The 24571-nt window shown below is 40.5% G+C and carries 21 protein-coding genes; 17 read left to right on the top strand and 4 right to left on the bottom strand.

Annotated features, from left to right (window positions below):
* Positions 1 to 3: 3 nt before the first annotated feature.
* Positions 4 to 732, bottom strand: coding sequence for an ATP-binding cassette domain-containing protein (locus tag P2W72_RS13025; protein WP_276363275.1), 729 nt, complete (start codon positions 730 to 732; stop codon positions 4 to 6).
* Between the two features lie 120 nt (positions 733 to 852).
* Between P2W72_RS13025 and P2W72_RS13020 the strand changes: the two genes are divergently transcribed.
* The 6 genes from P2W72_RS13020 to P2W72_RS12995 all read left to right on the top strand — a co-directional run bounded on the left by P2W72_RS13020 (position 853) and on the right by P2W72_RS12995 (position 9746).
* A complete protein-coding gene (locus tag P2W72_RS13020; RefSeq protein ID WP_276363273.1) occupies positions 853 to 2313 on the top strand; it encodes a glycine--tRNA ligase in 1461 nt (486 codons plus the stop codon).
* 288 nt (positions 2314 to 2601) lie between these two features.
* The gene (locus P2W72_RS13015; RefSeq protein WP_276363271.1) at positions 2602 to 3417 is read left to right on the top strand and encodes a murein L,D-transpeptidase catalytic domain family protein; all 816 of its coding nucleotides are present in this window, start codon (positions 2602 to 2604) and stop codon (positions 3415 to 3417) included.
* 71 nt (positions 3418 to 3488) lie between these two features.
* On the top strand, positions 3489 to 5087 hold the full coding sequence (locus P2W72_RS13010) for a glycosyltransferase family 39 protein (protein WP_276363268.1): 1599 nt from the start codon (positions 3489 to 3491) through the stop codon (positions 5085 to 5087).
* Entirely contained in the window at positions 5084 to 6040 is a 957-nt protein-coding gene (locus P2W72_RS13005; protein WP_276363266.1) for a glycosyltransferase family 2 protein, read from the top strand. Before P2W72_RS13010 ends, P2W72_RS13005 begins: the two co-directional genes overlap by 4 nt.
* Positions 6009 to 6911 (top strand): lysylphosphatidylglycerol synthase transmembrane domain-containing protein, encoded by a 903-nt coding sequence (locus tag P2W72_RS13000; RefSeq protein WP_276363264.1) that lies wholly within the window; start codon positions 6009 to 6011, stop codon positions 6909 to 6911. The genes P2W72_RS13005 and P2W72_RS13000 overlap by 32 nt, the downstream gene beginning before the upstream one ends.
* A gap of 204 nt (positions 6912 to 7115) precedes the next feature.
* The gene (locus P2W72_RS12995; RefSeq protein ID WP_276363262.1) at positions 7116 to 9746 is read left to right on the top strand and encodes a bifunctional YncE family protein/alkaline phosphatase family protein; all 2631 of its coding nucleotides are present in this window, start codon (positions 7116 to 7118) and stop codon (positions 9744 to 9746) included.
* Positions 9747 to 9808: 62 nt separating this feature from the next.
* On the opposite strand, the gene P2W72_RS12990 is transcribed toward P2W72_RS12995, so the two are convergent.
* Positions 9809 to 10765 carry a GDP-mannose 4,6-dehydratase gene (locus P2W72_RS12990; RefSeq protein ID WP_276363261.1) on the bottom strand — a complete coding sequence of 319 codons (957 nt, stop codon included), beginning with the start codon at positions 10763 to 10765 and terminating at the stop codon, positions 9809 to 9811.
* A 112-nt stretch (positions 10766 to 10877) separates the two neighbouring features.
* On the opposite strand from P2W72_RS12990, the gene P2W72_RS12985 reads away from it, so the two are divergent.
* Genes P2W72_RS12985 through P2W72_RS12975 form a run of 3 tightly spaced genes read left to right on the top strand, consistent with a single transcriptional unit; the run spans position 10878 to position 13832 of the window.
* A complete protein-coding gene (locus tag P2W72_RS12985) occupies positions 10878 to 12623 on the top strand; it encodes an aromatic amino acid hydroxylase (RefSeq protein ID WP_276363260.1) in 1746 nt (581 codons plus the stop codon).
* A 5-nt stretch (positions 12624 to 12628) separates the two neighbouring features.
* Complete coding sequence (locus P2W72_RS12980) at positions 12629 to 13333, top strand: SDR family oxidoreductase (RefSeq protein ID WP_276363259.1); 705 nt, start codon at positions 12629 to 12631, stop codon at positions 13331 to 13333.
* Between the two features lie 10 nt (positions 13334 to 13343).
* Positions 13344 to 13832, top strand: a complete 489-nt coding sequence (locus P2W72_RS12975; RefSeq protein WP_276363258.1) for a hypothetical protein — start codon at positions 13344 to 13346, stop codon at positions 13830 to 13832.
* A gap of 339 nt (positions 13833 to 14171) precedes the next feature.
* Here the strand turns inward: P2W72_RS12975 and P2W72_RS12970 are convergent, their stop codons facing one another.
* Positions 14172 to 14513, bottom strand: coding sequence for a single-stranded DNA-binding protein (locus P2W72_RS12970; protein ID WP_276363257.1), 342 nt, complete (start codon positions 14511 to 14513; stop codon positions 14172 to 14174).
* Between the two features lie 157 nt (positions 14514 to 14670).
* Between P2W72_RS12970 and P2W72_RS12965 the strand changes: the two genes are divergently transcribed.
* The 6 genes from P2W72_RS12965 to P2W72_RS12940 all read left to right on the top strand — a co-directional run bounded on the left by P2W72_RS12965 (position 14671) and on the right by P2W72_RS12940 (position 20799).
* Entirely contained in the window at positions 14671 to 15024 is a 354-nt protein-coding gene (locus P2W72_RS12965; protein ID WP_276363256.1) for a hypothetical protein, read from the top strand.
* Between the two features lie 190 nt (positions 15025 to 15214).
* Positions 15215 to 16174 (top strand): site-specific integrase, encoded by a 960-nt coding sequence (locus P2W72_RS12960; RefSeq protein WP_276363255.1) that lies wholly within the window; start codon positions 15215 to 15217, stop codon positions 16172 to 16174.
* A 182-nt stretch (positions 16175 to 16356) separates the two neighbouring features.
* Positions 16357 to 17190, top strand: coding sequence for a tyrosine-type recombinase/integrase (locus tag P2W72_RS12955; RefSeq protein WP_276363254.1), 834 nt, complete (start codon positions 16357 to 16359; stop codon positions 17188 to 17190).
* 11 nt (positions 17191 to 17201) lie between these two features.
* Positions 17202 to 18404, top strand: a complete 1203-nt coding sequence (locus P2W72_RS12950) for an IS91 family transposase (RefSeq protein ID WP_276363252.1) — start codon at positions 17202 to 17204, stop codon at positions 18402 to 18404.
* Between the two features lie 414 nt (positions 18405 to 18818).
* A complete protein-coding gene (gene yhdJ, locus P2W72_RS12945) occupies positions 18819 to 19706 on the top strand; it encodes an adenine-specific DNA-methyltransferase (protein WP_276363250.1) in 888 nt (295 codons plus the stop codon).
* Positions 19678 to 20799 carry a hypothetical protein gene (locus P2W72_RS12940; protein WP_276363248.1) on the top strand — a complete coding sequence of 374 codons (1122 nt, stop codon included), beginning with the start codon at positions 19678 to 19680 and terminating at the stop codon, positions 20797 to 20799. The genes yhdJ and P2W72_RS12940 overlap by 29 nt, the downstream gene beginning before the upstream one ends.
* Before the next feature lie 177 nt (positions 20800 to 20976).
* Here P2W72_RS12940 and P2W72_RS12935 read toward each other — a convergent pair whose 3' ends face one another.
* Positions 20977 to 22140, bottom strand: coding sequence for a Fic family protein (locus P2W72_RS12935; RefSeq protein WP_276363246.1), 1164 nt, complete (start codon positions 22138 to 22140; stop codon positions 20977 to 20979).
* 518 nt (positions 22141 to 22658) lie between these two features.
* On the opposite strand from P2W72_RS12935, the gene P2W72_RS12930 reads away from it, so the two are divergent.
* Both P2W72_RS12930 and P2W72_RS12925 read left to right on the top strand, forming a co-directional pair.
* The gene (locus P2W72_RS12930; protein ID WP_276363244.1) at positions 22659 to 22994 is read left to right on the top strand and encodes a hypothetical protein; all 336 of its coding nucleotides are present in this window, start codon (positions 22659 to 22661) and stop codon (positions 22992 to 22994) included.
* A gap of 230 nt (positions 22995 to 23224) precedes the next feature.
* Positions 23225 to 24400 (top strand): MFS transporter, encoded by a 1176-nt coding sequence (locus tag P2W72_RS12925; protein ID WP_276363242.1) that lies wholly within the window; start codon positions 23225 to 23227, stop codon positions 24398 to 24400.
* The last annotated feature ends 171 nt before the right edge of the window (positions 24401 to 24571 follow it).

Raw genomic sequence — 24571 nt, 5'->3', positions numbered from 1 at the left:
GGATTAATAAGTTTGATGAGCATGAGAGGCTGTTAAAGCTATAAAAATATCTTCAAGACTTTTGTTATTATGGCTTAATCTCAGATCGGTCAGTTTATCATCAGCTACAATTTTACCTTGATCAATAATAATCACATTCTGGCAAATAGCCTCTACCTCCTGCATGATGTGCGTGGATAAGATAACTGTACGTGTTGTTGCCAGATCCCTGATCAGATTTCTGATTCCAATCACCTGATTAGGATCCAGGCCTGAAGTAGGTTCATCCAAAATCAAAACCTGCGGATCTGAAAAAATGGCCTGCGCCAAACCTACACGTTGTCTGTAGCCTTTAGATAAAGCACTGATCTTCTTGTTTTGTTCCTGACCTAATCCGCACATTTCAATCACTTCATCTATTCTTCTTGCTTTATTTTCAGTCTGATGGATGGCTCCGATAAAGCCCAGGGCCTCCCTGACATACATATCCAGATAAAGAGGATTATGCTCAGGAAGATACCCAATTTGGCGGCGAACCTCCATAGAATGGGTGCTCACATCAAAACCACAAACTTCTGCCCTGCCCGAGGTCTGGGGAATATAGCCGGTAAGAATCTTCATAGTAGTTGACTTTCCGGCCCCATTCGGGCCTAAAAAACCAAGCACCGAACCCGGCATAGCCCTGAATGAGATGCTGTCCAATGCTTTTTGCTCACTATAAGTTTTACAAAGATCTTCTACCAGAATACTCATGCTGCAAATTTAGTATTTAGTAGTTAGTATTTAGAAATGAATATTCGTAATTCGTAATTCGTAATTCTTAATTCTTAATCATCGGGTAAAATTAATTTTCAATACTATCTTTGCAGGGTTATGAGTAAAAACAACGAAGAACTTTTTAAGAATGTAGTTTCTCACAGTAAGGAATACGGTTTTGTATTCCCTTCAAGTGAAATTTATGACGGACTGAGCGCAGTATATGATTACGGGCAGCTGGGATCTGAATTGAAGAATAATATTAAAACCTACTGGTGGAAAAGTATGGTGCAGATGAACGAGAATATCGTTGGTATTGATGCAGCCATATTCATGCATCCTAAAGTATGGAAAGCAAGCGGACACGTAGATGGCTTCGCCGATCCTATGATCGACAATAAGGATTCTAAAAAACGTTACCGTGCTGATAATTTAATTGAAGATAAAATTGCCCGTTACGCCAAAGACGGCAAACTGGACAAGGCTGAAAAGCTTCAGGCCGATATGGATGCTGCACTCAATGCAGAAGATCTGCCTAAGCTGAAGGCCCTGATTGAAGAACACGAGATTGTTTGTCCGGTTTCCGGAACCCGCAACTGGACTGATGTCAGACAATTTAACCTGATGTTCTCCACTCAGATGGGTGCTATGGCTGAGGGATCTGACGAAGTTTATCTTCGTCCTGAAACAGCACAGGGTATTTTCGTCAACTTCCTGAATGTACAGAAAACAGGCAGGATGAGAATTCCGTTTGGAATTGCACAAATAGGAAAAGCATTCCGTAATGAGGTAATTGCCCGACAGTTTATCATGCGTATGCGTGAGTTTGAACAGATGGAAATGCAATTCTTTGTAAAGCCGGGAACAGAAATGGAATGGTACGCACACTGGAAGGAAGCCCGTTTAAAATGGCATCTTGCACTAGGCACGATTAAAGATAAATATCGCTATCATGACCATACCAAGCTGGCGCATTATGCCAATGCGGCAGTTGATATCGAGTTCGAATTCCCGTTTGGATTCAAGGAAGTTGAAGGAATTCACAGCCGTACTGATTTTGATCTGAGCCAGCATGAGAAATTCTCGGGCAAAAAACTTCAGTATTTCGATACCCAGGAAAACAAAAACTATGTCCCTTATGTGATTGAAACATCTATCGGACTCGACAGAATGTTCCTACTTACTCTTTGCAATGCTTATGAAGAGCAGGATCTCAGCACTGACGAAAAACAGGATTCACGTACTGTATTACATTTACATCCTTGTCTGGCACCTGTAAAAGCAGCGGTTTTCCCTTTAACCAAAAAAGACGGATTACCTGAAAAAGCAAGGGAGATCATGGATCAGTTAAAACTGGATTTTAATCTTCAGTATGACGAAAAGGATTCAATCGGTAAACGTTACCGCAGACAGGATGCAATAGGAACGCCGGTTTGTGTTACGGTAGATCATCAAACTCTGGAAGACAATACAGTTACCATCAGACACCGCGACAGTATGGAGCAGGAACGTGTATCTGCTACAGACCTGGAAAACATCATCGGAAAAATGGTAAGCTGGAAAAATCTGCTCAGCTAATAATTTGAAATGCTATTTTAACAAGCCTCTCCTAACCGGGAGGCTTTTTTATTGCCTGATTTCAGCCTGAAATACCCTGCCCTGAAAGCACTGAATAAGCAACATAATAAAGCTAAGACACTCATATACAGTAACAAGCTTTCTACTCTACCATGACAATTCTGGTAAAGATATTACGTACCTTTGTACCGTTTTAATTCAGAAGCCTATAGCAAACCTGTACTCATCATTTTTAATAATATTTTATTAATAGAACCGTTAAAACAAGGTTTAAAGAAGAACTGAAATATGAAGAAACAATCAATCTGGGTATTAAGCATTCTCCTGCTTGCATTCACACTTCCGGCTATCGGCTGGGTATCAGTTAAAAAATCAGATCTGAATTTTTCAAACACAAACAGCAAAACAAAAGAAACTCCAGTAAGCAAAAACAATTTAAACTCTGAATTATTTAATCAGCACATTGCATCAATGTACGAACAGGCTAGCTTAGCGAAGGCGGGTTTAGACCAGAATGTTTTCAAAAAAGCATTGATCGGATATTACAATCTTAAAAAAACACAGTTACTTTCTGCTCAGAAATCAGTGCTGACGATTATTGATTTCAGCAAGAAAAGCAGTGAAAAAAGACTTTGGATCATTGATCTGGAAAGCAGTAAATTATTATTCAATACACTTGTTGCTCATGGCAGAGGCAGCGGAATGGATATAGCAACCAGTTTTTCCAATCAACCTAATTCGCACCAAAGTAGTCTGGGTTTTTATGTTACCAGCGATACCTATATAGGCAAGCACGGACTTTCAATGCGCCTGGATGGACTCGACAAAGGTTTTAATACCAATGCAAAAGAACGTGCCGTAGTAGTCCATGGCGCAGATTATGTAAGCCAGTCGTTTGTTAACCAAACCGGCCGTTTAGGCAGAAGTCACGGATGCCCTGCCCTACCGGTTGAGCTTACAAAAACCATTATCAATGTAATTAAAGGTCAGACCGTTTTATTTATAAACGGACCATCAGTTCAATACAGATCAGAATTTCTGGATCAGAATATAGCAGTAGCAAACTTTATCTCCTCGGGCAGCAAGCTGCAGGCGAGTATTTAAACATCTTAAAGCTTAAGAAAAGGGAGATTTGAAAAACAAATCTCCCTTTTGCTTTTATATCTTTGCCTTCCATGATGCACAAGCTGGAAACCTTCCTGATCCAAAATCCCGGAAAAGCATTCTTTATCCTCATTTTACTGGCAATACCGGCATTTTTCATCAATCTGGGCCTTTTACCACTCTTTGCAGATGAGCCTACCCGGGCAAATGTTGCACTTGAAATGATTCTCAGCAATAATTTCTCGGTACCAACTGTAGGCGGAGAATTTTATTACAACAAGCCTCCCTTTTACAACTGGATCCTTGCGGGGTTCTATCTCCTGACAGGAAATTTTTCAGAATTCACCACGCGCCTGCCTGCCATCATTCCGATGTTTTTGTTTGCCATAAACATCTATTTCTGGGTAAGTTACTTTCTGAAAAATAAAAGTATTGCAGCCCTGAGCGCACTCCTTTTCCTGGTAAACGGACGCATGCTGATCTATGATTCCATGCTGGGGCATATTGACATCCTTTACTCCTGCCTGACATTCAACTCTTTTATGCTGATCTTCTATTTCCTGGAGCAGAAGAAATGGTTGCTGCTGTTTTTATCATCCTATATCATTACCGCGATCACTTTTCTCAGCAAGGGCATGCCATCCATCGTATTTCAGGGGTTTACACTGATTGCTGTTTTGCTTTACACAAAAAATTTCAAGAGACTATTCAGCTGGCAGCATATTCTGAGCGGTATCATCTGCCTGCTGATCATAGGCGCTTATTTCTGGAATTATTACCAGTACAACCCCAATCTGGAAGGATATCTCAGTACGATCTGGGATCAGAGCAGCAGAAGAACAGCCACTGAATTTGGATTCATGGCCAGCTTAATCCATGTAATATCCTTCCCTTTCGAACATGCAGTTCATCTGTTTCCTGCCAGTTTGCTGTTACTGTTCTGTTTTCACGGGGGATTCATCAGGGGTATTAAACAAAACCCGTTTCTGACCTTCATAACCATTGTATTCCTTGCCAATATCTGGGTCTACTGGTTATCGCCTCAAACCCGTCCGCGATACCTGCTGATGCTCTACCCCCTGCTTTTTATACTCTGGAGTCATGCCTATTATACCTATCGTGAAGTTCTTCCAAAAACACAGAAGATATTTAATGGCATAATTCTATTTCTGGCTATAGCGGTAACTTTAGCGATTCCGGCAGCATTCTTTTTCGGTCTGAATGAATATGTTCCGCATCTGAATCTTAAGATCGTATTTCTGACGCTGGCCTGTGCGCTGATCAGTTGGGGACTTTACCGGCTGAAGGACAGCAAGATCATCGCTTTTATTGTTTTACTGATCATGGTCAGACTGGCATTCAGCTGGTTCATTCTTCCCCACCGGCTTGAAAACATGACGGATAATTATTTCAAAAATTCAGCAATTGAAATTGGTCATATTGTCAAAGATCAGCCGCTTTATTTTTACAGATATCATCCCTCCGAGCCTGATATTCCATTTCATGACCGTCTGATATTTTATATCCAGCGCAGCAGAATGAAGCAGGTGAAATTCACAGAAAGCGATGCTATGCCGGGTTATTATTTTACCTTTGATAAAAATCCGGATAATCCGGATGCGATATTGGTTAAACAGTACCAGAACCTCAAACTTTACCTGATAAAATGAGAGAACTATCTGTAGTCATCACCGTTTTAAATGAACGTGATAACATTGTCCCGCTGATCGCAGCGATTAGAGATGCCCTTCAGAACCTGGATTATGAAGTGGTTTTTGTGGATGACGGATCAAATGACGGAACTCAGAAAATGATCCGTGAACATGCAGACGACCGGATAAATCTGGTAGAATTACGTAAAAACTACGGACAAAGTACAGCCATGACTGCCGGTATTGACCATTCCAAAGGCAAATATATTGCATTGATTGACGGCGACCTTCAGAACGACCCCACAGATATTCCTTTCATGCTTCAGAAACTGATAGAAGAAGACTGGGATGTAGTTGCAGGAAACCGTGCGAACCGCCAGGATGGGATGTTCCTTCGTAAGATCCCTTCCAAAATCGCCAATGCCATTATCAGGCGTATGACCGGAGTTTACATCAAAGATTATGGCTGTACACTCAAAGTATTTAAGCGTGAAATTGCCGAAGATCTTGGAATTTACGGAGAGCTGCACCGCTTTATTCCGGTACTGGCCAAACTCCAGGGCGCAAGCATCACTCAGGTGGATGTTAAGCATCATGCCCGAATCCATGGAACATCCAAATACGGCTTAAACAGAACTTTCAAAGTGATGTCGGATCTGATCACCATGGTGTTCTTCCGTAAATATATCCAGAAGCCGATGCACCTTTTCGGAACCATGGGTTTTATTTCGCTGGGACTGGGAATTCTGATCAATGCATATCTGCTGGTACTGAAATTAATGGGACAGGACATCTGGGGAAAACCACTCCTGATTCTGGGACTTATCTTTTTATTGGGTGGTATTCAGCTGATTACGTTCGGAATCTTAGCCGAAATTAATGTCAGAACCTATTTTGAGGGAACAAACAGAAAAACATACCAGGTAAGACGAATTTTCAATGGACAAAAAGAAGATCTGGAACATCGCTAAACTACTGTTAAAGATCAGCATTACCTGCTTATCTCTTTATCTGGTATCATTAGAAGTAGAATTCAATGATCTGAAAGATGCTTTCAATCAATCGAATCCGCTATTTCTGATACTTGCTTTTTTTGCCTTCGTAGGTTCGCAGATTATTTCTTCCTCTCGTTTGAACACTTTTTTCAAAGGAATAGGACTCAATATCCCTGAACTGTATAATTTCAAGATCTACCTGCTTGGAATGTTTTACAATCTGTTTTTACCCGGAGGAATAGGTGGCGATGGGTATAAAATATTCCTCCTCCGCAAGAAATTCGAACTTAAGGGAAGAAGATTATTTCAGGCTATATTTTTTGACCGACTGAGCGGCTTATGGGCATTGGGGCTGATCATTTCTGCCTTAGTGATATTCATTCCTAATCTTGGTATTCCCAACTGGATTCCCGTACTGGTCGTTGCCCTCGGTACCCTGCTTTACTACCTGGTGATGAGACGCTTTTTTGCCGATTACAGTCATCGTTTTGCTTTAACCCACTTAAAGGCCCTGATGGTACAATCCATGCAGGTTATATCGGTTATTCTCCTGCTCTATGCCTTAAATTTTAACGGAAAATTCTCTCCATACCTCTTTATGTTCCTGGTATCATCGCTTGTAGCAATCTTTCCATTCACCGTTGGCGGATTAGGTGCCAGGGAACTTGTTTTTGTGTACGGGGCCCAATACTTTCAAATGGATCAGCATCTGGCAGTAATCATCAGTCTGCTGTTCTATTGCATCTCAGCCCTGCTCTCATTCATCGGAATTTATTTTGTGTTCCATCCACAGGAAATCGGAGTGAATAAAGTAGATCTGAAGCAGGATATTGAGATTGAATCCTGATGAAGGTATGATCTCCTGATTCTGCTGGTGTGAGCTTGCAGTTCGTACCCTTGCATCCTAAAACTCAACGTAGATAAACCTCCAGAAAAAAATCCCTCCAAACAAAAAAATTCAAATTCTCTTAACATTGAATGTGTAAATTCAACTACTGAATTGGTGCGAAGCACCTGATTCTGAAAAGAATTTAATCTTTAATCAAAAACCATGAAATCCATTTTCAAACAAACCAGCCGTATAAAACCGGTAAGCAAGAGCAACTCACTCATTATTTCAGGACTCTTTTTACTCCTTACAGCCTGCGGATCAAACAAAAAACCATGGGAATTGAACAAATTGTTTGAAAGCACTAAAGATAAATTCCCATACGAAGCGACACTTGGTCCGCAAAGCGACAGTACCCATATTGTTTCCACTTCACAAATCATCAACCCGGCGGGTGATACAAAAGTATTTCCCGGACGGCCGGTTGATCTGGCTTTAAACGCAGCCGGCGATATCCTGGCAGTTAAAAACATCAATTCCATTGTGTTTATGAATGCCCTGAATCACCAGATTATTCAAACACTGAAACTCCCGGGTGGCGGACATACCTTCACCGGAATCATCTGGAATGATACAGATCAAAAAGTATGGACCAGCGACAGCAGAGGGTTTATACGATCAGCAAAAAAATCTGCAAACGGCGATTTTGCATGGGATGATGCTATTGCTATTCCGGGCCCAACTGCTAACGATAAATCCGGCCCTTATCCCGGCGGCATAGCCATCGATAATCAGCGCGGATACTTATACGTTACCCTGAGCCGTAACAATACCCTTGGCCTGATTAACCTGAAGACGGGAAAACTGGAAAGCCAGATCCCGACAGGGATGGCACCTTATACGGTACTCATCCATGGTAATAAGGCTTATGTAAGCAATTGGGCAGGACGAAGACCAAAAGCCGGTGATAAAACCGGTCCCTCAGGAGGATCTGAAGTTGTGGTAGATCCCAAAACAGGAATTGCCTCATCGGGGACCGTATCGGTTATTGATCTGGGAACTAAGAAACAGATTAATGAAATCGAGGTACAGCTGCACCCTTCAGGAATGGCATTTTCACCTGACAAGAACCTGCTTTATGTTGCCAATGCCAATAGTGATCTGGTTTCTGTCATTGATACCAGAACGGATCAGGTTCTTAAAAATCTGAGTACAAAACCTATGGATGAGCTTCCCTTTGGAAGCGCCCCCAATTCAGTAGTGGTCAGTAAAGATGGAAAAACATTATACGCAGCAAACGGAGGGAATAACCACATTGCATTGATAGATCTGGAGCTGGGCAAAGTCAAAGGGCTTATTCCTACAGGCTGGTACCCTGGCGCTGTGATTCTTTCTCAGGATGGAAATAAATTGTTTGTAGCCAATACCAAGGGGATTGGCAGCAGACAAACAGGATTAAGAGAGAAAGGGTTCAATTCACACGATCATTCAGGTTCAGTCTCATTTATTCCTGTGCCGGATGACAGTAAACTCCGGGAATATACCCTTAGTGCGGCCGGCAGTATGCGCCTGCCTAAAATTGCACAGGCATTGCGACTGGAACGCGTCAACGAACGCATAGTACCCGTTCCGACACGACCAGGAGAAAAATCGGTTTTCAAACATGTACTTTATATTATCAAAGAGAACCGTACCTATGACCAGGTATTCGGCGATCTGCCTCAGGGAAAAGGCGACAGCTCGCTCACCCAGTTCGGACGTAAAGTAAGTCCCAATCATCATGCTTTAGCCGAACAGTTTGTTTTACTCGACAATACCTATTGCAATGGTGTTCTGAGTGCTGACGGGCATCAGTGGACCAATGAAGGAGTGGTTACAGATTATATTGAAAGAAGCTTTGGTGGCTTTGTAAGAAGTTATCCCTATGAAGGTGATGACGCGATGGCGTTTGCTTCATCAGGATTTATCTGGGATAAGGTACTGGATGCCGGATTAACGTTCCGCAATTATGGCGAATTTGTGAAAGCTGAGGTACAACCCGCAAATGCAAGCTGGACTCAGATCTATAATGATTATAAAAACGGCACAAGGAATGTAAAAATCAGAGCCACCAGCAAGCTGCATACTATGGCTCCTTATTTATGCCCGACTTTTGTTGGCTTTCCAAGTTCTATTCCTGATGTATACCGTGCCGGAGAGTTTCTGAAAGAATTCAGGGAATACGAAAAGAAAAACTCTTTACCCAACTTCATGATTATGCTCCTTCCTAACGACCATACCACCGGAACAAGAGAAGGATATCCAACACCACGGGCACAGGTTGCAGATAATGATCTGGCTTTAGGTCAGATTGTAGAAGCCGTAAGCAAGAGCGAATTCTGGAAAGAAACGGCCATTTTCGTAATTGAAGATGATCCGCAGGCAGGTCTGGATCATATCGACGGACGAAGAACTGTAGCGCTTTGTATCAGTCCGTATACTAAGCGTAGCGAGGTAATCAGTACACATTACAATCAAAACAGCGTGCTGAGAACCATAGAACTGATCCTGGGACTCTCTCCGATGAGTCAGTTTGACATGATTGCTAACCCAATGACTGATTGTTTTACCGCCAAACCTGATTTCAGACCGTATACTGCACTGCCTAATCAGATCCCATTGGATGAAATGAACCCGAAACTATCGGCATTATCCGGAAAGAAAAAATTCTGGGCAGAGAAATCAATGGCAATGTCGCTGGATGAGCTTGATGAAGCCAACGAAGATACCCTGAACCTGATTCTATGGTATTCGGTTAAAGGCTACAATACGCCTTATCCTAAACTGGCTAAAATCAAAGCAAGAGAAAAATAATTCAGAAGGTATGCCGGTGCGAGCTTGTAGCTCGCACCCTTTTATCCTGGAACTCAATAATTCTAACTATTATTCTTCAGATACCAGTCGTAAAACGCGCGCAAGCCTGTTTCAAGATCAGTTGAAGGATGGTAATTCAATAATTTGCCGGCCTTACCAATATTTGCAAAAGTCTGAGGCACATCGCCCGGCTGCTCCGGCTGGCGGTCAATGATGGCCTGCTTGCCACATATCTTTTCAATGGCTTCAATTAAACCTGCAAGCGTAACCGTTTGATGATTACCTAAATTGATAATCTCAAAATCAGACTGATCATAATTAATAGCAGCCTCAATACCCTTAACGGTATCATTCACAAAAGTATAATCGCGACTGGTAGTTCCGTCTCCGAAAACAGGAATCGGTTGTCCCTTGATAATAGAATTAAAGAATTTATGAATTGCCAGATCAGGTCGTTGAGCCGGACCGTAAACCGTGAAGAAACGCAAAGCAAGAAAACGAATCCCGTACAAATGGCTATATACATGCCCGAGCATTTCGCATGAAAGCTTGGTAGATGCATACGGACTGATCGGCATCAGCTTTTCCTCCTCATGCCAGGGCACATTCTCATTGATTCCGTAAACACTGCTCGATGAGGCAAAAACAAATTGTTTGATATTCCTCTTTCTGGCAAACTCCAGCAGATTCTGAGTACCGGCAACATTCACCTCCTGATACAAAATAGGATTCTGAATGCTTGGCCTTACCCCTGCCTTGGCAGCAAGATGGACAATCACATCTATATCGCCCAGCGAAAACAAATCGTCCATATTCCGGATATCGCCTTCAACAAATTGAAAATCAGACGAAGCAAGCAGGGGGGCAAGATTCTTATCCTTCTGCTCGCGGCTGTAAAAATCATCAAAATTATCAAAACCGATCAGCTCATAGTTCCCATTTTGTAATAAACTACGGCTCAGATTACTCCCGATAAACCCGGCAGCTCCGGTGATTAAAATTCGTTTTTTATTGCTCATTTCAGATGCAAAATTACGAATTTAAAAAATGCTAACGCTAAAAATCAGAACATCCCCGTAAAAAAATCAATAAATTCGCCTCTCTATCCGGCCTTTGATTATCCCATTATAAATGACCCTTTTCAACGATTATCATAACCCTCAGGTTAAAAATATGCCTGTTTATTTAAGGCAGTTTATCATTGAGCAGCAATATGAGTATTATACGCCTGCTGACCATGCTTTGTGGCGGTATCTGATGAGACAAAATGGTCTGAATCATCCTAATAATTCAGTTGCCGAAGCTACAGGTTTAAGTATCGAACAAATTCCCGAACTGCAGAAAATGAATGATGCTTTAAGCAAAATTTCATGGGGTGTGGTCGCGGTTAGTGATCTGATTCCTCCATCTGTATTCATGGAATTTCTTTCACACCGGGTCCTACCTGTTTCAGCAGCTATCCGTTCCCTGTCGCATATCGAACAGAGTTATACGCCCGACATTTTACATGCAGCTGCCCTTTCTGCCCTGCTGTTTGCCGATCCGGAATATCTTTATCATCTGGGTCAGCTTGGAAGCAGGGCCATTTATTCAGTAAAAGATCTTCAGCTGCAAAAAGCCGTATACGATCTGCTTCTTCTGAAAAAAGCAGAAGAACCTGATCCCGCAGCTACCCGGAAAGCAGAAAAACTGGTGGATTTCTGCCAGAAAAATTCTGCTGAGTCTTCAGAAATGGCCTTATTGTACCGCTTGTATCAGTGGACGGCAGAATACGGACTTACCGGAACTCCTGAAACCCTTAAACCCTATGGCGCGGCATTTCATTCTTCGCTGAAAGAACATCGTCATCTTCAACATCCGGAGATAAAAAAATACAGCTATGCAATAGATGCCATCAATTACCCGCTTAGCATTACAGGCCGGCAGGAACAGTATTTTGTTTCAGATGATTTTCAGAGCATGAGCAGAGTATTGAAGGAATTCGCAGATCGCATGGCATACCTGTGCGGAGGTACTGAAGGCATCCTGAAAGCCATTGAAAGCAAAAGTACCTGCACAGCAGTATACAGCTCAGGATTGCAGGTCAGCGGAGTTTTCTGCGATCTGAGAATGGATGTACAGGATAACCTGCAGTTCATCAAAACCACCGGACCTACCGCACTTTCCTTTGGCAACAAACAACTGGAAAATCAGGGGAAGCATGATCATTCCGATGGCTTCTCCTCTCCTGTCGGACGCATTAAAAATCTGGATAAGGCACTTGAAGATGCCTCTTCAGAGGAGCTTGAAGAGCTTGGAATAGTTCCGGGAAATCAGCCTGTCATCCATTTCGAAAGTGGCTTAATCCTCAGCGGAACAGTACTTTCAATCCTTAGCCGGGAATCAAAAATTATCCTGATCAGCTTCAGTGAAGCGAGTCTGAAAGATGAAACGGGGAATATTTATTTCAAACCTTCATGGGGTAAATTTGATATGGCGGTAGGCGAAAAGATCGTTTCTGTTTATGCAGGTGCTGCAGATAAAAAGACTTTTGATGAAATACAGTCTGCATCTGCCTGTGGTATCACTCCTCCAGCCTGTGATAAAAAAACACAACAGTATCGTGAATTGTTCAGCATTGTCCGAAATTGCAGGAAAACAGGAAGCGGATATGAGCGGCTGCCAAAGGTTTGGCATGAGCTCAAAACAAATTATCGGGAAGACTGGCTTTGTGCACTCGAAATTTTAGAGATATTTGAGAAAGAAAACAAGAATAAAGAACTTGCCGGGGAAATCAGAATTTACCTGGAGCTAAAAGCTTCAAACGAAGCGGAATTAAATCAGCTGATCCGTAATGGTCTTAGACTATCGGGGCAGCATCAGAGTCAATTAAATTAGAGAACATGAATATTATCATCAGCGGAGCCAGCAGCGGAGTTGGATTTGAGGCTGTTCTGGAATTAATCGGATCAAAAGACAACAAAGTTATTGCACTTGCGCGGTCGGAAGATAAACTCTATAAATTACAGGAAATTGCCAATGCACTAAATCCTGATTGTTCACTGTACACTGCAAAGTTCGATATTGTACATGATGACTATGAAAACGGACTGGTTCCTTTTGTGCGCGAAAAAATGGGCACTGTAGACATCCTGATCAATAATGCAGGCATGCTTGTGAACAAAGCTTTCATGGAAACCTCAGAGCTTGATTTTGTAGAAATGATACAGAGCAATTACCTGGGTCATGTAAGAATGATACAGCATATTGCACCGCTAATGCCCGAAAACAGCCATATTGTGAATATTGGCAGCATGGGAGGATTTCAGGGAAGTGAGAAATTCCCCGGACTGGCAGCTTATTCGGCAAGTAAAGCGGCACTGCATGCTTTAACAGAATGTTTAGCAGGAGAGTTCAAAGAAAGAAAGATCTCCGTAAATTGTCTGGCTTTAGGATCAGCACAAACCGAAATGCTTGAACAGGCATTTCCCGGTTATGAATCGCCGGTAATGGCTTTTGAAATGGGAAAATACATTGTTAATTTTGCACTTACAGGTAATAAATTTTTTAACGGAAAAATCATTCCGGTAGCACACAGCACCCCTTAATCAGAAAATTATGAACAGAAACTTTAGCATCTTATTTGCGGCAATAGTTCTGATGGCTTCCTGCCGCATCGATCCCAAAAAAGGTAGTGAAAACCCAGCAGCTGATTCTGCAGCACTGGCAGATCTGAGCAAAACGCTTGAAGTGCCCTGGATTGTTGAACTGAACGACAGCACGCAGATGATGGAGATCAAAAAAAACCCGGCAGCGAATCTGACTAATCTGACCGAACTGGATATTGTAGATGCCCTGAATCTGAAATACCCGCAAATCAAACTGGAATGGCAAAAACAAGAAGGCAAGAGAGCCTTTGTAAAGATTGAAGATGCGAGTTTTCTGACCATGCAATCGGGTACCGAAGGTGCCAGAGCCTACCTCGCTGAAGTCACTTTTTCACTGACTGAAATTAAAGGAATTACTGAAGTGAATTTCAGCTTTAAAGAAGGCGATCATGCCCGGCCCGGGGTTTATGGAAGAGAGGATTTTAAGGGATTCAACTGAGTTATCTGTTACCGGTTATCTGAATAAAGACTGCTTCACACGAGATTTAGCAGCCTTCATCTTGATACTGTTATCTGTTGCCTGTTACCAGTTGTCTGAATAAAGACTGCTTCATTTGAAATTTAGCACTCTTCACCTCACTGCGCAATACTCACTACGCAATACTGTTACCAGTTGCCTGTTGTCAGTTGCCTGAATAAAGAGTGCTAATTTTAAATTTAGCACCCTTCATCTTGATACTTGATACTTAATACTCAAACTATAGTCTGTTGCCTGAAGAAAAACAGCTAATTGATTGCCAGTATCTATAAATCAGACAACAGGCAACTGACAACAGATTCACATGCTTTTCTTCCCCAGCATCTGCACATCATTCACCAATACCTCGGTAATATATCGCTTCACTCCTTCCTTGTCGGTATAGGAGCGGTTGCTCAGTTTACCCTCAATACTTACTTCCGAGCCTTTATGCAGATAGTTTTCAGCCAGATTAGCCAGACGGTCCCATAACACCAGGTTATGCCACTGGGTTTCTTCAATTTTCTCCCCTTTGTCATTCTTGTAAGACTCATTGGTAGCAATAGATACCCTTGCTACTTTCTTCTTGTCATTGATGGTTTTTACTTCCGGATCATTTCCTAAAAATCCCATCAGACGTACACTGTTTCTAAGATTACTCATGTTCTTAAAATTTATGTTTTAAATACGTGCCACCCGGCATCGTTTGGTAAAGTTGTGCAGAGTATCAGATCCTTGCCGTAAACTAAACGGATAGATACGGATATAAGCGATTAAACCCAATAGGCACTAAATTCATTCACAATTCAATAGCTGACCCATGGACCGTGAATGTTTAGACTGCGGTGCTGCCCTGAGAGGGCGTTCCGACAAAAAATTCTGCGATGATCAATGCCGCAGTCATTACAATAATCATTTGCATTCAGCACAATTTAAGGCGCTGAAAGAGATCAATATCATACTCAGAAAGAACTATACTGTGCTTTCTACCCTTCTCAAAGCCCAAAAATCAAAGATCAGGAAAGATGAATTACTTAAATCAGGCTTCAACCCCGATTTCCATACCCATCTGCACCATACCCGGAATGGAAACACCTATTACTTCTGTTATGAATACGGGGTTTTAAGATTGGAGGGTGATGTGTTTCTGGTGGTGAAGCGTGCCGGGGGTTAGTTGGTTAGTGATTAGTTGTCAGATGGTTAGAAATTGATTACTGAATGTCAAACGAAGCACTCTCTATCTCAATACTTAATTCTTAATTCTCAAAAATATGGCCATTCCATGGAAAGCTGAGCTTGTAAAAATTAGGGGAGAGAAACGAATTGCAGTTTACTTTCCCAATCAGACTGAATTTGTGTTAAGAATGAAGAAATTATCCGGTTCAAAATGGAGTAATTCTTTAAAAGCATGGCATTTACCCGATTCTGTGGAATACCGCGAAAAATTTAAAATTCAAAATGTCGCAGATCCCTTAGCCAATAAATCAATGGAAATCGCGGGGTTTAAATCATGGTTAAGATCGAAACGCTACAGCGAAAATACAATTGAAACTTATCTTAATGCATTAAAATCGTTTTTAACCTTCCATAAGGATAAATCCATTTCTGAAATTGATAATTCGGATGTAATTAAGTACAATAATAACTATTTACTTAAAAACGGATTATCTGCCTCATATCAGAATCAGGTAGTTAATGCCATAAAATTATTCTTTAAAACCCAAACTGGTCTACGAATCAATCCAGACCTGGTTCACAGACCTAAAAGTGCAAGTGTTTTGCCTAATGTCTTAAGCAAGGAAGAGATCAAAATGATCCTGAATTCTCCTAAGAACATCAAACACAAGGCGATGCTTTGTCTGATATATAGCTGTGGATTGAGGAGATCAGAAATTTTAAATCTGAAGATTACCCACGTGGATTCCAAAAGAAAACTGCTGATTATTAAGCAAGCCAAGGGGAAGAAAGACCGTGTAGTCCCTCTGTCAGAAAGAATAATTTATCAATTACAGGAATACTACAAACTGTACAGACCAAGGATTTGGCTCTTTGAAGGGCAAAAACCGGAGGAGCAGTACAATGAGAGGAGTTTAGCAAGTGTACTTAAACAAGCATTATGCATAGCAAAAATAAAAAAACCGGTGACTCTTCATTGGTTAAGGCACAGCTATGCAACCCATCTGTTGGAGAATGGAACCGATCTACGATACATTCAGGAAATTCTGGGGCATAAAAGCAGTAAAACAACAGAAATCTATACTCATGTAAGTACGAAAAGTTTGCAGAATATTAAAAGCCCATTTGATGATTTGGATATCCTTTAAGTAAAGTGCATATTTAATAAAGGATGATAAACATGCCACAAGCTTGCCTGATTTGGGCGGCTTGAGGAACTTTTGTCATCCTTATATACAAGTTGAACTAAACCGCTTGCAGCGGTAGCTACCTTACCGGCTTTATAATTTGTATCGAACTTTATAGTATGTAAAACCTAAAACATACTATCATGAGCGAATTAAGGAACAAAATGATTCAGCAAATGCAGCTGAAGGGCTATAGTAAGAATACCATAGCCACTTACATTGAATGTCTGGTATGTCTTTCTACCCATTATAAGACATCCCCTGATTTATTGAGTGTGGATCAAATCAGGGAATACATCCAGTACAAACTGACCGAAGCAAAGCTCAGTAAATCATGGATGAATCAAACAATCAGTGCCTTGAAAATCTTCTTTTGTGAAGTTTTAAAAAGAGATTGGGATGGAATTGATATTCCCCGTCCAAGGCGTGAAAAAAAACTACCTGTGGTTCTGTCCAAAGAAGAAGTGAGCAGGATCATCAATACTCCCAGAAATTTAAAGCATAAGGCATTTCTGATGCTCACCTATTCAGCCGGTTTGCGGCTACAGGAAGCGTGTAATTTAAAAATACGACATATTGACTCACAACGGATGCTCATCAGGGTGGTACAAGCCAAGGGGGCAAAAGACCGTTACACGATTTTATCCCCAGTGGCCCTTCATCTCTTAAGGGAATACTGGAAAATCTATCGGGTGAGGGAGTGGCTTTTTGAAACCAAACCGAATCAACCCATTGCGTCCCGTACGGCACAACATATCTTTAAAGATGCGTTACGAAAAGCCGGTATCAATAAACAGGTAGGTATTCATTCCTTGCGTCATAGTTTCGCCACTCATCTTCTTGAGCAAGGTGTTTCTTTGCCTATTATCCAGCAGCTTCTGGGGCATACTTCCCTGAGAACCACCAGCATTTATTTGCATGTACAGAAGTATTCGGTTTATGCCGTAAAAAGTCCACTGGATACCCTTTCCATGTAAGTCCGGTTCTTATGGAAACCATTATGGCTCCTTCTGCGGGGCTTAGGGAAGTATTGGCATCCTTTGGAAGCAACTACAGGCTTGAGCATAAATTACCCGAACAACAGCTCAAGGCAATGTATGCCATACAACATTGTCGCACCCCTGCTATGGGCGGACGCGTAGATAGTTGTGATCATTGCGGACACAAGCGAATCGTTTACAACTCCTGCCGCAATCGCCACTGCCCTCAATGCCAGGGAATGAAACAGGCTAAATGGGTGGATAAACTCAATACTACGCTTTTACCTGTAAGTTATTTCCACCTTGTCTTCACTATTCCATCGGAACTCAACAGGTTGGCTCTTGTTAATCAAAAATGTTTGTATGATATCCTTTTTAAAGCCGCATCCGAAAGTTTGTTGCTGCTTTCCAGAGACAAAAAATACCTGAACGTGCAAAGCGGATTACTTGCCGTGTTGCACACCTGGGGACAAAATCTGATGGATCATCCGCATCTGCATACGATTGTACCATCGGGTGGTTGGTGTCAAACGGCGCAATGTTGGAGACCATCGTCTAAAAAATTCTTTATTCCTGTAAAAGTAATTTCCGCAGTTTTTAAAGGAAAATTCCTTGCTCTGCTCAAACAAGCGCATCGTCAAAACCAGCTCAAGTTTGATGGGCAAATCAAACCTTTACATCTGAAAGGCAATTTTAAGGCACTGTTAAATCTGGTGTATGCAAAAGAGTGGGTGGTTTATGCAAAGAAACCTTTTAAAAACAGTGCTCATATCGTTAATTATTTGAGTCGCTACACCCATCGGGTCGCTATTTCTAACGACCGGATTACCGGTATTGAAGGAGATCAGGTCATTTTTAATTGGAAGGATTACAGGGAGCTTGGAAGAATAAAGTCAATGAAGCTTCCGGCAGCAGAATTTATCAGACGCTTTCTGCTCCACGTACTGCCAAAGGGATTTTGCAAGATCCGGTATTATGGAATATTAGCATTCAGAAATCGTAATGAGATATTATTGAAATGTAAGAAGGTATTGGCCTATAGCTCTTCAAAATCGAAATTGGCAGGGCTTTCCTGGCAAGATACTCTTCTGGTAATTACCGGCATGGATATATTAAAATGTCCGGTTTGTAAAAAAGGAAATATGGTTACTACTGAATTGCTGATTGGAAACCGAGCCCCTCCCGAATCAGTCGCAATCTTCGTTCCTTGACAAAATGAAAATCAAATTTTTACTGCATTTTTCTAAAAGGTGGCCGGGAATCTCTTTGCCCTCATCGTAGTTTGAATGAAGTGAACACAATTATTGATGCCGATTTGTGAAATTATTTATAAAGATTAACTGGTTATTTTATTACAATGATATCCATTCTAAAGATTACTTCTCCATAGCCAAATGCATTGGAATACAGGCGGTTCCGTTCAACTTAATTTTATCCGCAATTAACATGGCGCAGCTCCTTGTATCTTATTTTTATGCTAAATTGCGTATAAAATCCTATTTAGTTATGTGCCATTCTAAAAGACGGTGCTACAACGAAATAACTGTGGACAAAAACAGACAGCTTTCAAACCGACGACCTGTTTTTTTGACTAAATTTGAAACGACTTTTAAATGAATTTGAAAATGGAAATATTAGGCAACGAACAACATAAAATTATTCACGGAGACGCTTTGGAAGCATTGAAAACGCTACCAGATAACTCGGTGGACTTAATTTTTTCCGACCCACCATATAACATTGGTAAGAACTTCAACGGACACATTGAAAAATGGAAAACCGAAGAAGCATACCTTGAATGGTGCTACGAGTGGCTTGACTTGTGTATTCAAAAACTTAAACCAAACGGTAGTTTTTATGTAATGACAGCGACACAGTTTATGCCGTTTTTTGACATTTATCTTCGCAAAAAGTTAAACATACTTTCTCGTCTTGTTTGGTATTACGACAGTTCAGGTGTTCAAGCCAAAAAATACTATGGTTCAATGTATGAGCCGATTTTGTTTTGTGTAAAAGACAAAAATAACTACACTTTTAACACAAACGACATTTTAGTCGAAGCAAAAACAGGGGCAAAACGTAAACTTATTGACTATCGCAAAGCTGTTCCGACAGTTTATAGTTCAGAGAAAGTTCCTGGCAATGTTTGGGAATTTGCAAGGATTCGTTATCGAATGGACGAATACGAAAATCACCCGACACAGAAACCAATCGCTTTACTTGAAAGAATTATCAAAGCAAGTTCAAACGAAGGTGACTTAGTTATGGACCCATTTTCGGGAACATTTACTACTTGCTTTGTAGCAAAAGAACTTGGCAGAAATTCCATTGGAATAGAACTTCAAGACGAGTATGTAAAAATCGGTTTGCGGAGATTACAATTAGCCAAAGAGTTTAAAGGCGAAAAACTACAAAAGGAAATCCGCACATTTGAAACAGAAAAGTTGGCTACCGCCAACACCTTAAAATTATTTGAAGAGCCAAATGGAAAATATATTCACAGCAAACATTAAATCGGTTTTAGAAAAACACTTTGGCAAAAATGCTGACGATATTTTCGATAAGAGCCAACTAATTCAATACATAAACGAGAAAACCCGTTCTGCAAATAAGGGTTCAAAATCTCGTTCAAGTTTCGCAAACCTTTACGCTATCTATGTTATCATAGAAGATTATATCGCCAATGGCTTTGACCAAAAAGGTGATTATTCAAAATACGAAGGAGCAGCGTTTGTAAAACTTTTCAAACGCCAAAGAGAATTACCTTTTGGAAGCAAACTTCAAAATCACGCATTGAACAACAGAATGAACTCGGAATTTCAGAAATATTTTCCAAGTTCAGAGTTTATTCCAATTCTTCGTAACCACGAGACAAATCGTTATTGGATAAATGAAAACCTTTTGAAAATAAAAGTTGGCAAAGCCAACTTCAATGTCGCAAAGGCTATCATTGAAATTATTGACGAATATTCCAAGACAAAGCAAGATGCTTTTCAACGCTTTGTGAAATCTTGTGAGGAGTTGCAAGAAATTGGCAAGACTACCCCGAAAAAAATTGAGGAGTTTGTAATTGGTTTGCTTGCACCAAATGTAGATGCAAGGCTCTTTGAAATCGTTAGTTATTCCATTCTCAAGTATTTCTATCACGACCAGCAAATATTTTGGGGCTACGAACTTGAAAAACTAAACAAAGAGAATTTGAAACTTTACAAAACAGGTAGGACAAACGCAAATGACGGAGGTATTGACTTTGTAATGAAACCGCTTGGGCGATTTTTTCAAGTAACAGAAACTTTGGACTTCAAAAAATACTTTCTCGACATTGACAAAATACAGAAGTATCCAATCACTTTTGTAATTAAATCAACCGAACCGACAGAAGACCTATTAAAGAAAATCAGGGACAATGCCAGCAAGACATATTCAATAAAATCCATAGTTGACACCTATATGGACTGCATTGAAGAAGTGATAAATATTCCGACCCTCAACGACAGATTTAACGATGCTGTGAAACAAGGTTATCTAAACAAAATCCTTGACGAAGTAGTAATTCAAAGCAAAGTTGAGTTTAACTATGAGGACACGGACGAGGACGAAGAATAGAAGAACGGCACATAACAGCGGTTTGGCGTAATGGCGGGTGCAGTGCTTCGTATGACAGTTTTGTGGTAGGTTCAAGTGCAGTTCTTCGATTGAACTTTTTTGCTAAAAATCCGCCACTACGCCAAGCCGCAAAACGTTACCGGCAAGCATTTCACCCCCCAACAGATAGTGCAACTATCAAACTTCATCACGGACAGGAAGGAAACCTTTTTCACCTAATGACTTTATAACACTTCTAAGAAGATAGCTGTTATCAAATCTCAAAACATATTTTCGTGTGCCTTCCTTTTCTGGGACAAGCATTTTTTTATCAATTAGTTTTCTGATTTGCCTTGACACTTCTGCATCAGCCTTGCCGCCAAAAAATTCTTTGACATCAGCAGCTTGGATAACTTGCATATCAATAGCTTTTTTCAAAATCTTTGATTCTACATCAGTAATATATTTCCTTTCTAAAGAATGACCAATTGTAGGAATCAGTATTTCCTTTCTCAAGAAATTGTAGTCCGACAGCCTATCAATTTTTTCTATTTCTTCTTTTAGACCTTTTAAAACATATTCAACCCAAGTAATTATTCCTTCATCTGTTCCTTTATCTGCTTGGGACAAGTTTGTATAATAATCATTCCTGTTGCTGCAAAACACGGCAGTAGGGTTTATGATTCTTCCAACATTAACATTGAATCCTGTTTTGACAAGCATTGCATAAGTAAACAGACGAACAGTTCTGCCATTACCGTTTCCAAAAGGGTGAATCCAAACAAACCGATGATGTGCAATAGCGGCTTTAAGCAAATCATATTTAGGGCTATCTTCTCTGTTGACAAAATCTATCAACTCATTCATATAATCACCAACCTTTAACCATTCAGGCGGCTTATGCGTTGACTTATTTATTTTCAAGTTTACTTTTCTGTATTCACCAGGAGTTGCATCACCTTCTCCATTTGGAGGTGGCAACAATCCGTCAACAATCATTCTGTGCATCTCACTCAAAAAAGCTCTGTTGATTGGACAATCTTTTATATTTTCCTCAATGAAAGCCATCGCCTTTTCTATGTTCCGTATTTCCTTAATACTTGGCGGAACTTTTTGGGTTTCTGTAAGTTTAGTTTCAATGTATTCAGCAATAGTTGTATTGTTTCCTTCAATCCTTGCTGACCCAATACTTTCAAGAGTATGAAAGATATGTTTCAACTGAAAAAAAACCTTCGGGTGTGTTGAACCTCCAAGCGGTTTCTTTCGAAGATAATCCAACTCAATAATTAAATCCGTAAGTGAAGAACCGAAAGACGGCTCTATCAATTTCAAATCGTAATGTAAAAACTCTGCCTCTGACATTTGATTTTGTTGTTAACTTGATTTGACAACTGCAAAATCAAGAATTAACATCCTGACTTACATTATCCTTGTCTATCAATACTTTACAAGTATATATAATACTCAGACAATTAACAAGTACTTTACCAGCATTTGTAATACAACTGTATCACACTTGTATTACATTTATGCTAACAATTAACGACACCGCTTCGAATGACAGTTTTTGCTAAATTTGAACTATTAGTGCTTTGTATCAATTTTTCTGCTAAAAATCGCCACCTTCGCCAAGCCCAAACCCTTTATGTGCAATTGTAAGCTTACAACACCATAGAAGGGCAATAAAACATCAGGGCCGCGATAAAATCGCCGTTCTCGTTCATCCACGTTTCAAACAATAACGATAGGGCCGCGTTTGTATCTTCCTGAATCAGTCTGAATTAAAGGCAATCAAATAATTACTATAAATTGAACCATTAATCTTAATACGTATGTTGCAAAATCAATCAGCTACACGTCTGTAAAGAAAACAATGTTCAATGAAAAAAATATTAGTCGTATTCATGATTGCTTTCTCGCTCAGCAGTTGTGAAAAAGATCAGACAGATGCATCTGAATGTGCAATCCGGATGAAACAGCTATTTGATAATGAGTTGAAATGCACAGAAGAGAATGCAATGGAAGTTAACCTGTACTCCGGCAAGTATCAGAATAAAATAGTTTATTTCCCGAATGTAATGTGTCCTGTCTGTTTGGGTATACCACCATCATACGGATATAGCTGTTCAAATGAAAAAATTTCATTTGACAATTTCCAAAACGTTACTGATATCAAACAGGTATACAATAGCTGTACTAAAAAATATCTGGAATAAAGGATCTTTCTTTAAGTATTGAATTAAAACGGGATAAAATGTAAATGATTTAATTGTATTGAAAATCTTTTGCATTTTTTCCGGATACCGGTGATCATAGAAATTCCTCCCCACTCTTACACCCTAAATGCTTAAATTCATTTAACTTTTCATCGTATCTCCTGCAGTTTGAAGCCCGGCAAAAATGAAACTGATTAACTATAACCAGCATAAAACCTGTAAAATCTAATTTGAAAGCGATCAGCCGAACCGTATGGATCCTCTCGATGATCAGTCTTCTGACCGACATGGCGAGTGAAATGCTCTACCCTATTATGCCGATCTATCTTAAATCAATCGGGTTCTCCATTGTTTTGATTGGGGTTCTGGAAGGGATTGCGGAAGCTACAGCCGGACTAAGCAAGGGCTATTTTGGCAAACAATCAGATTTATCGGGTAAAAGAGTTCCTTTTGTACAGATAGGTTATACCCTGAGCGCACTCAGCAAACCCCTGATGGCGGCATCGGTTTTTCCGCTCTGGATATTTTTTGTCCGCACTCTCGACCGCATCGGTAAGGGCATCCGCACAGGAGCAAGAGATGCCATACTTTCGGATGAAGCCGGCCGGAAAGACAAAGGAAAGATTTTCGGCTTTCACCGCTCCATGGATACACTGGGTGCAGCCATTGGTCCGGCAGCCGCATTGGTCTATTTGTATTACCGGCCCGGCGATTATAAAACTCTTTTCCTCATTGCATTTATTCCCGGACTTTTGGCAATTAGCGCCTCTCTCCTGCTGAAAGAAAAGAACCAAGCTGAAATCAAAACACTCAAGCGCAATTCTTTCTTTTCATTTCTGAATTACTGGAAAGAAAGTCCGGCGATGTACCGTAAACTCAGTGCCGGACTTTTAATTTTTACCCTGTTCAATAGCTCTGATGTGTTTTTACTGCTTCATGCCAGGCAGGCAGGCTTAAACGACAGTTCAGTAATTGGAGTCTATATTTTCTACAATCTGGTTTATGCCTTATTCGCATTTCCGGCTGGTATTCTGGCTGATAAACTGGGATTGAAAACCGTATTTATTGCCGGTTTAATTTTATTCTCCATCGTTTATCTGATCATGCCATTTACCGCTAACTTTTATATATTTTTTCTGTTATTTTTTATTTACGGAATATATGCTGCCGCAACAGAAGGTGTTTCAAAGGCATGGATCAGCAATATTACGGATCAGAAAGACACGGCAACTGCTATCGGAACTTATACAGGTTTACAAAGTATCTTTACCCTGCTGGCAAGCTCAATTACCGGACTGATCTGGTATCAGTTCGGTCCGGCAGCAGCATTTATCAGCACTGCTACCGGCACATTAATTCTGGTAGTTTATTTCCTGAAATTGCCTTTTTCAAAAAATGATCTTTAACAGCTGATATCTGTATTTGATTTACCGGTTTCATTTCTCCAATCCTCAGCTACACTAAATCCTACCAATCAAAAATATTTATAAATTGTGCCGGTAAAACTATGCCCTATTCTTTAAACAGAGTTTAGTTTACAATCAGGATTAAAAAAAATCAGGCCATTAAAACGAAAA

Origin of the sequence: Daejeonella sp. H1SJ63 (genome assembly GCF_029360775.1) — a bacterium.
GTDB lineage: Bacteria > Bacteroidota > Bacteroidia > Sphingobacteriales > Sphingobacteriaceae > Daejeonella.
The sequence above is the reverse complement of the archived record's forward strand: the minus strand, read 5'-3'. Positions and strand labels throughout refer to the sequence as shown.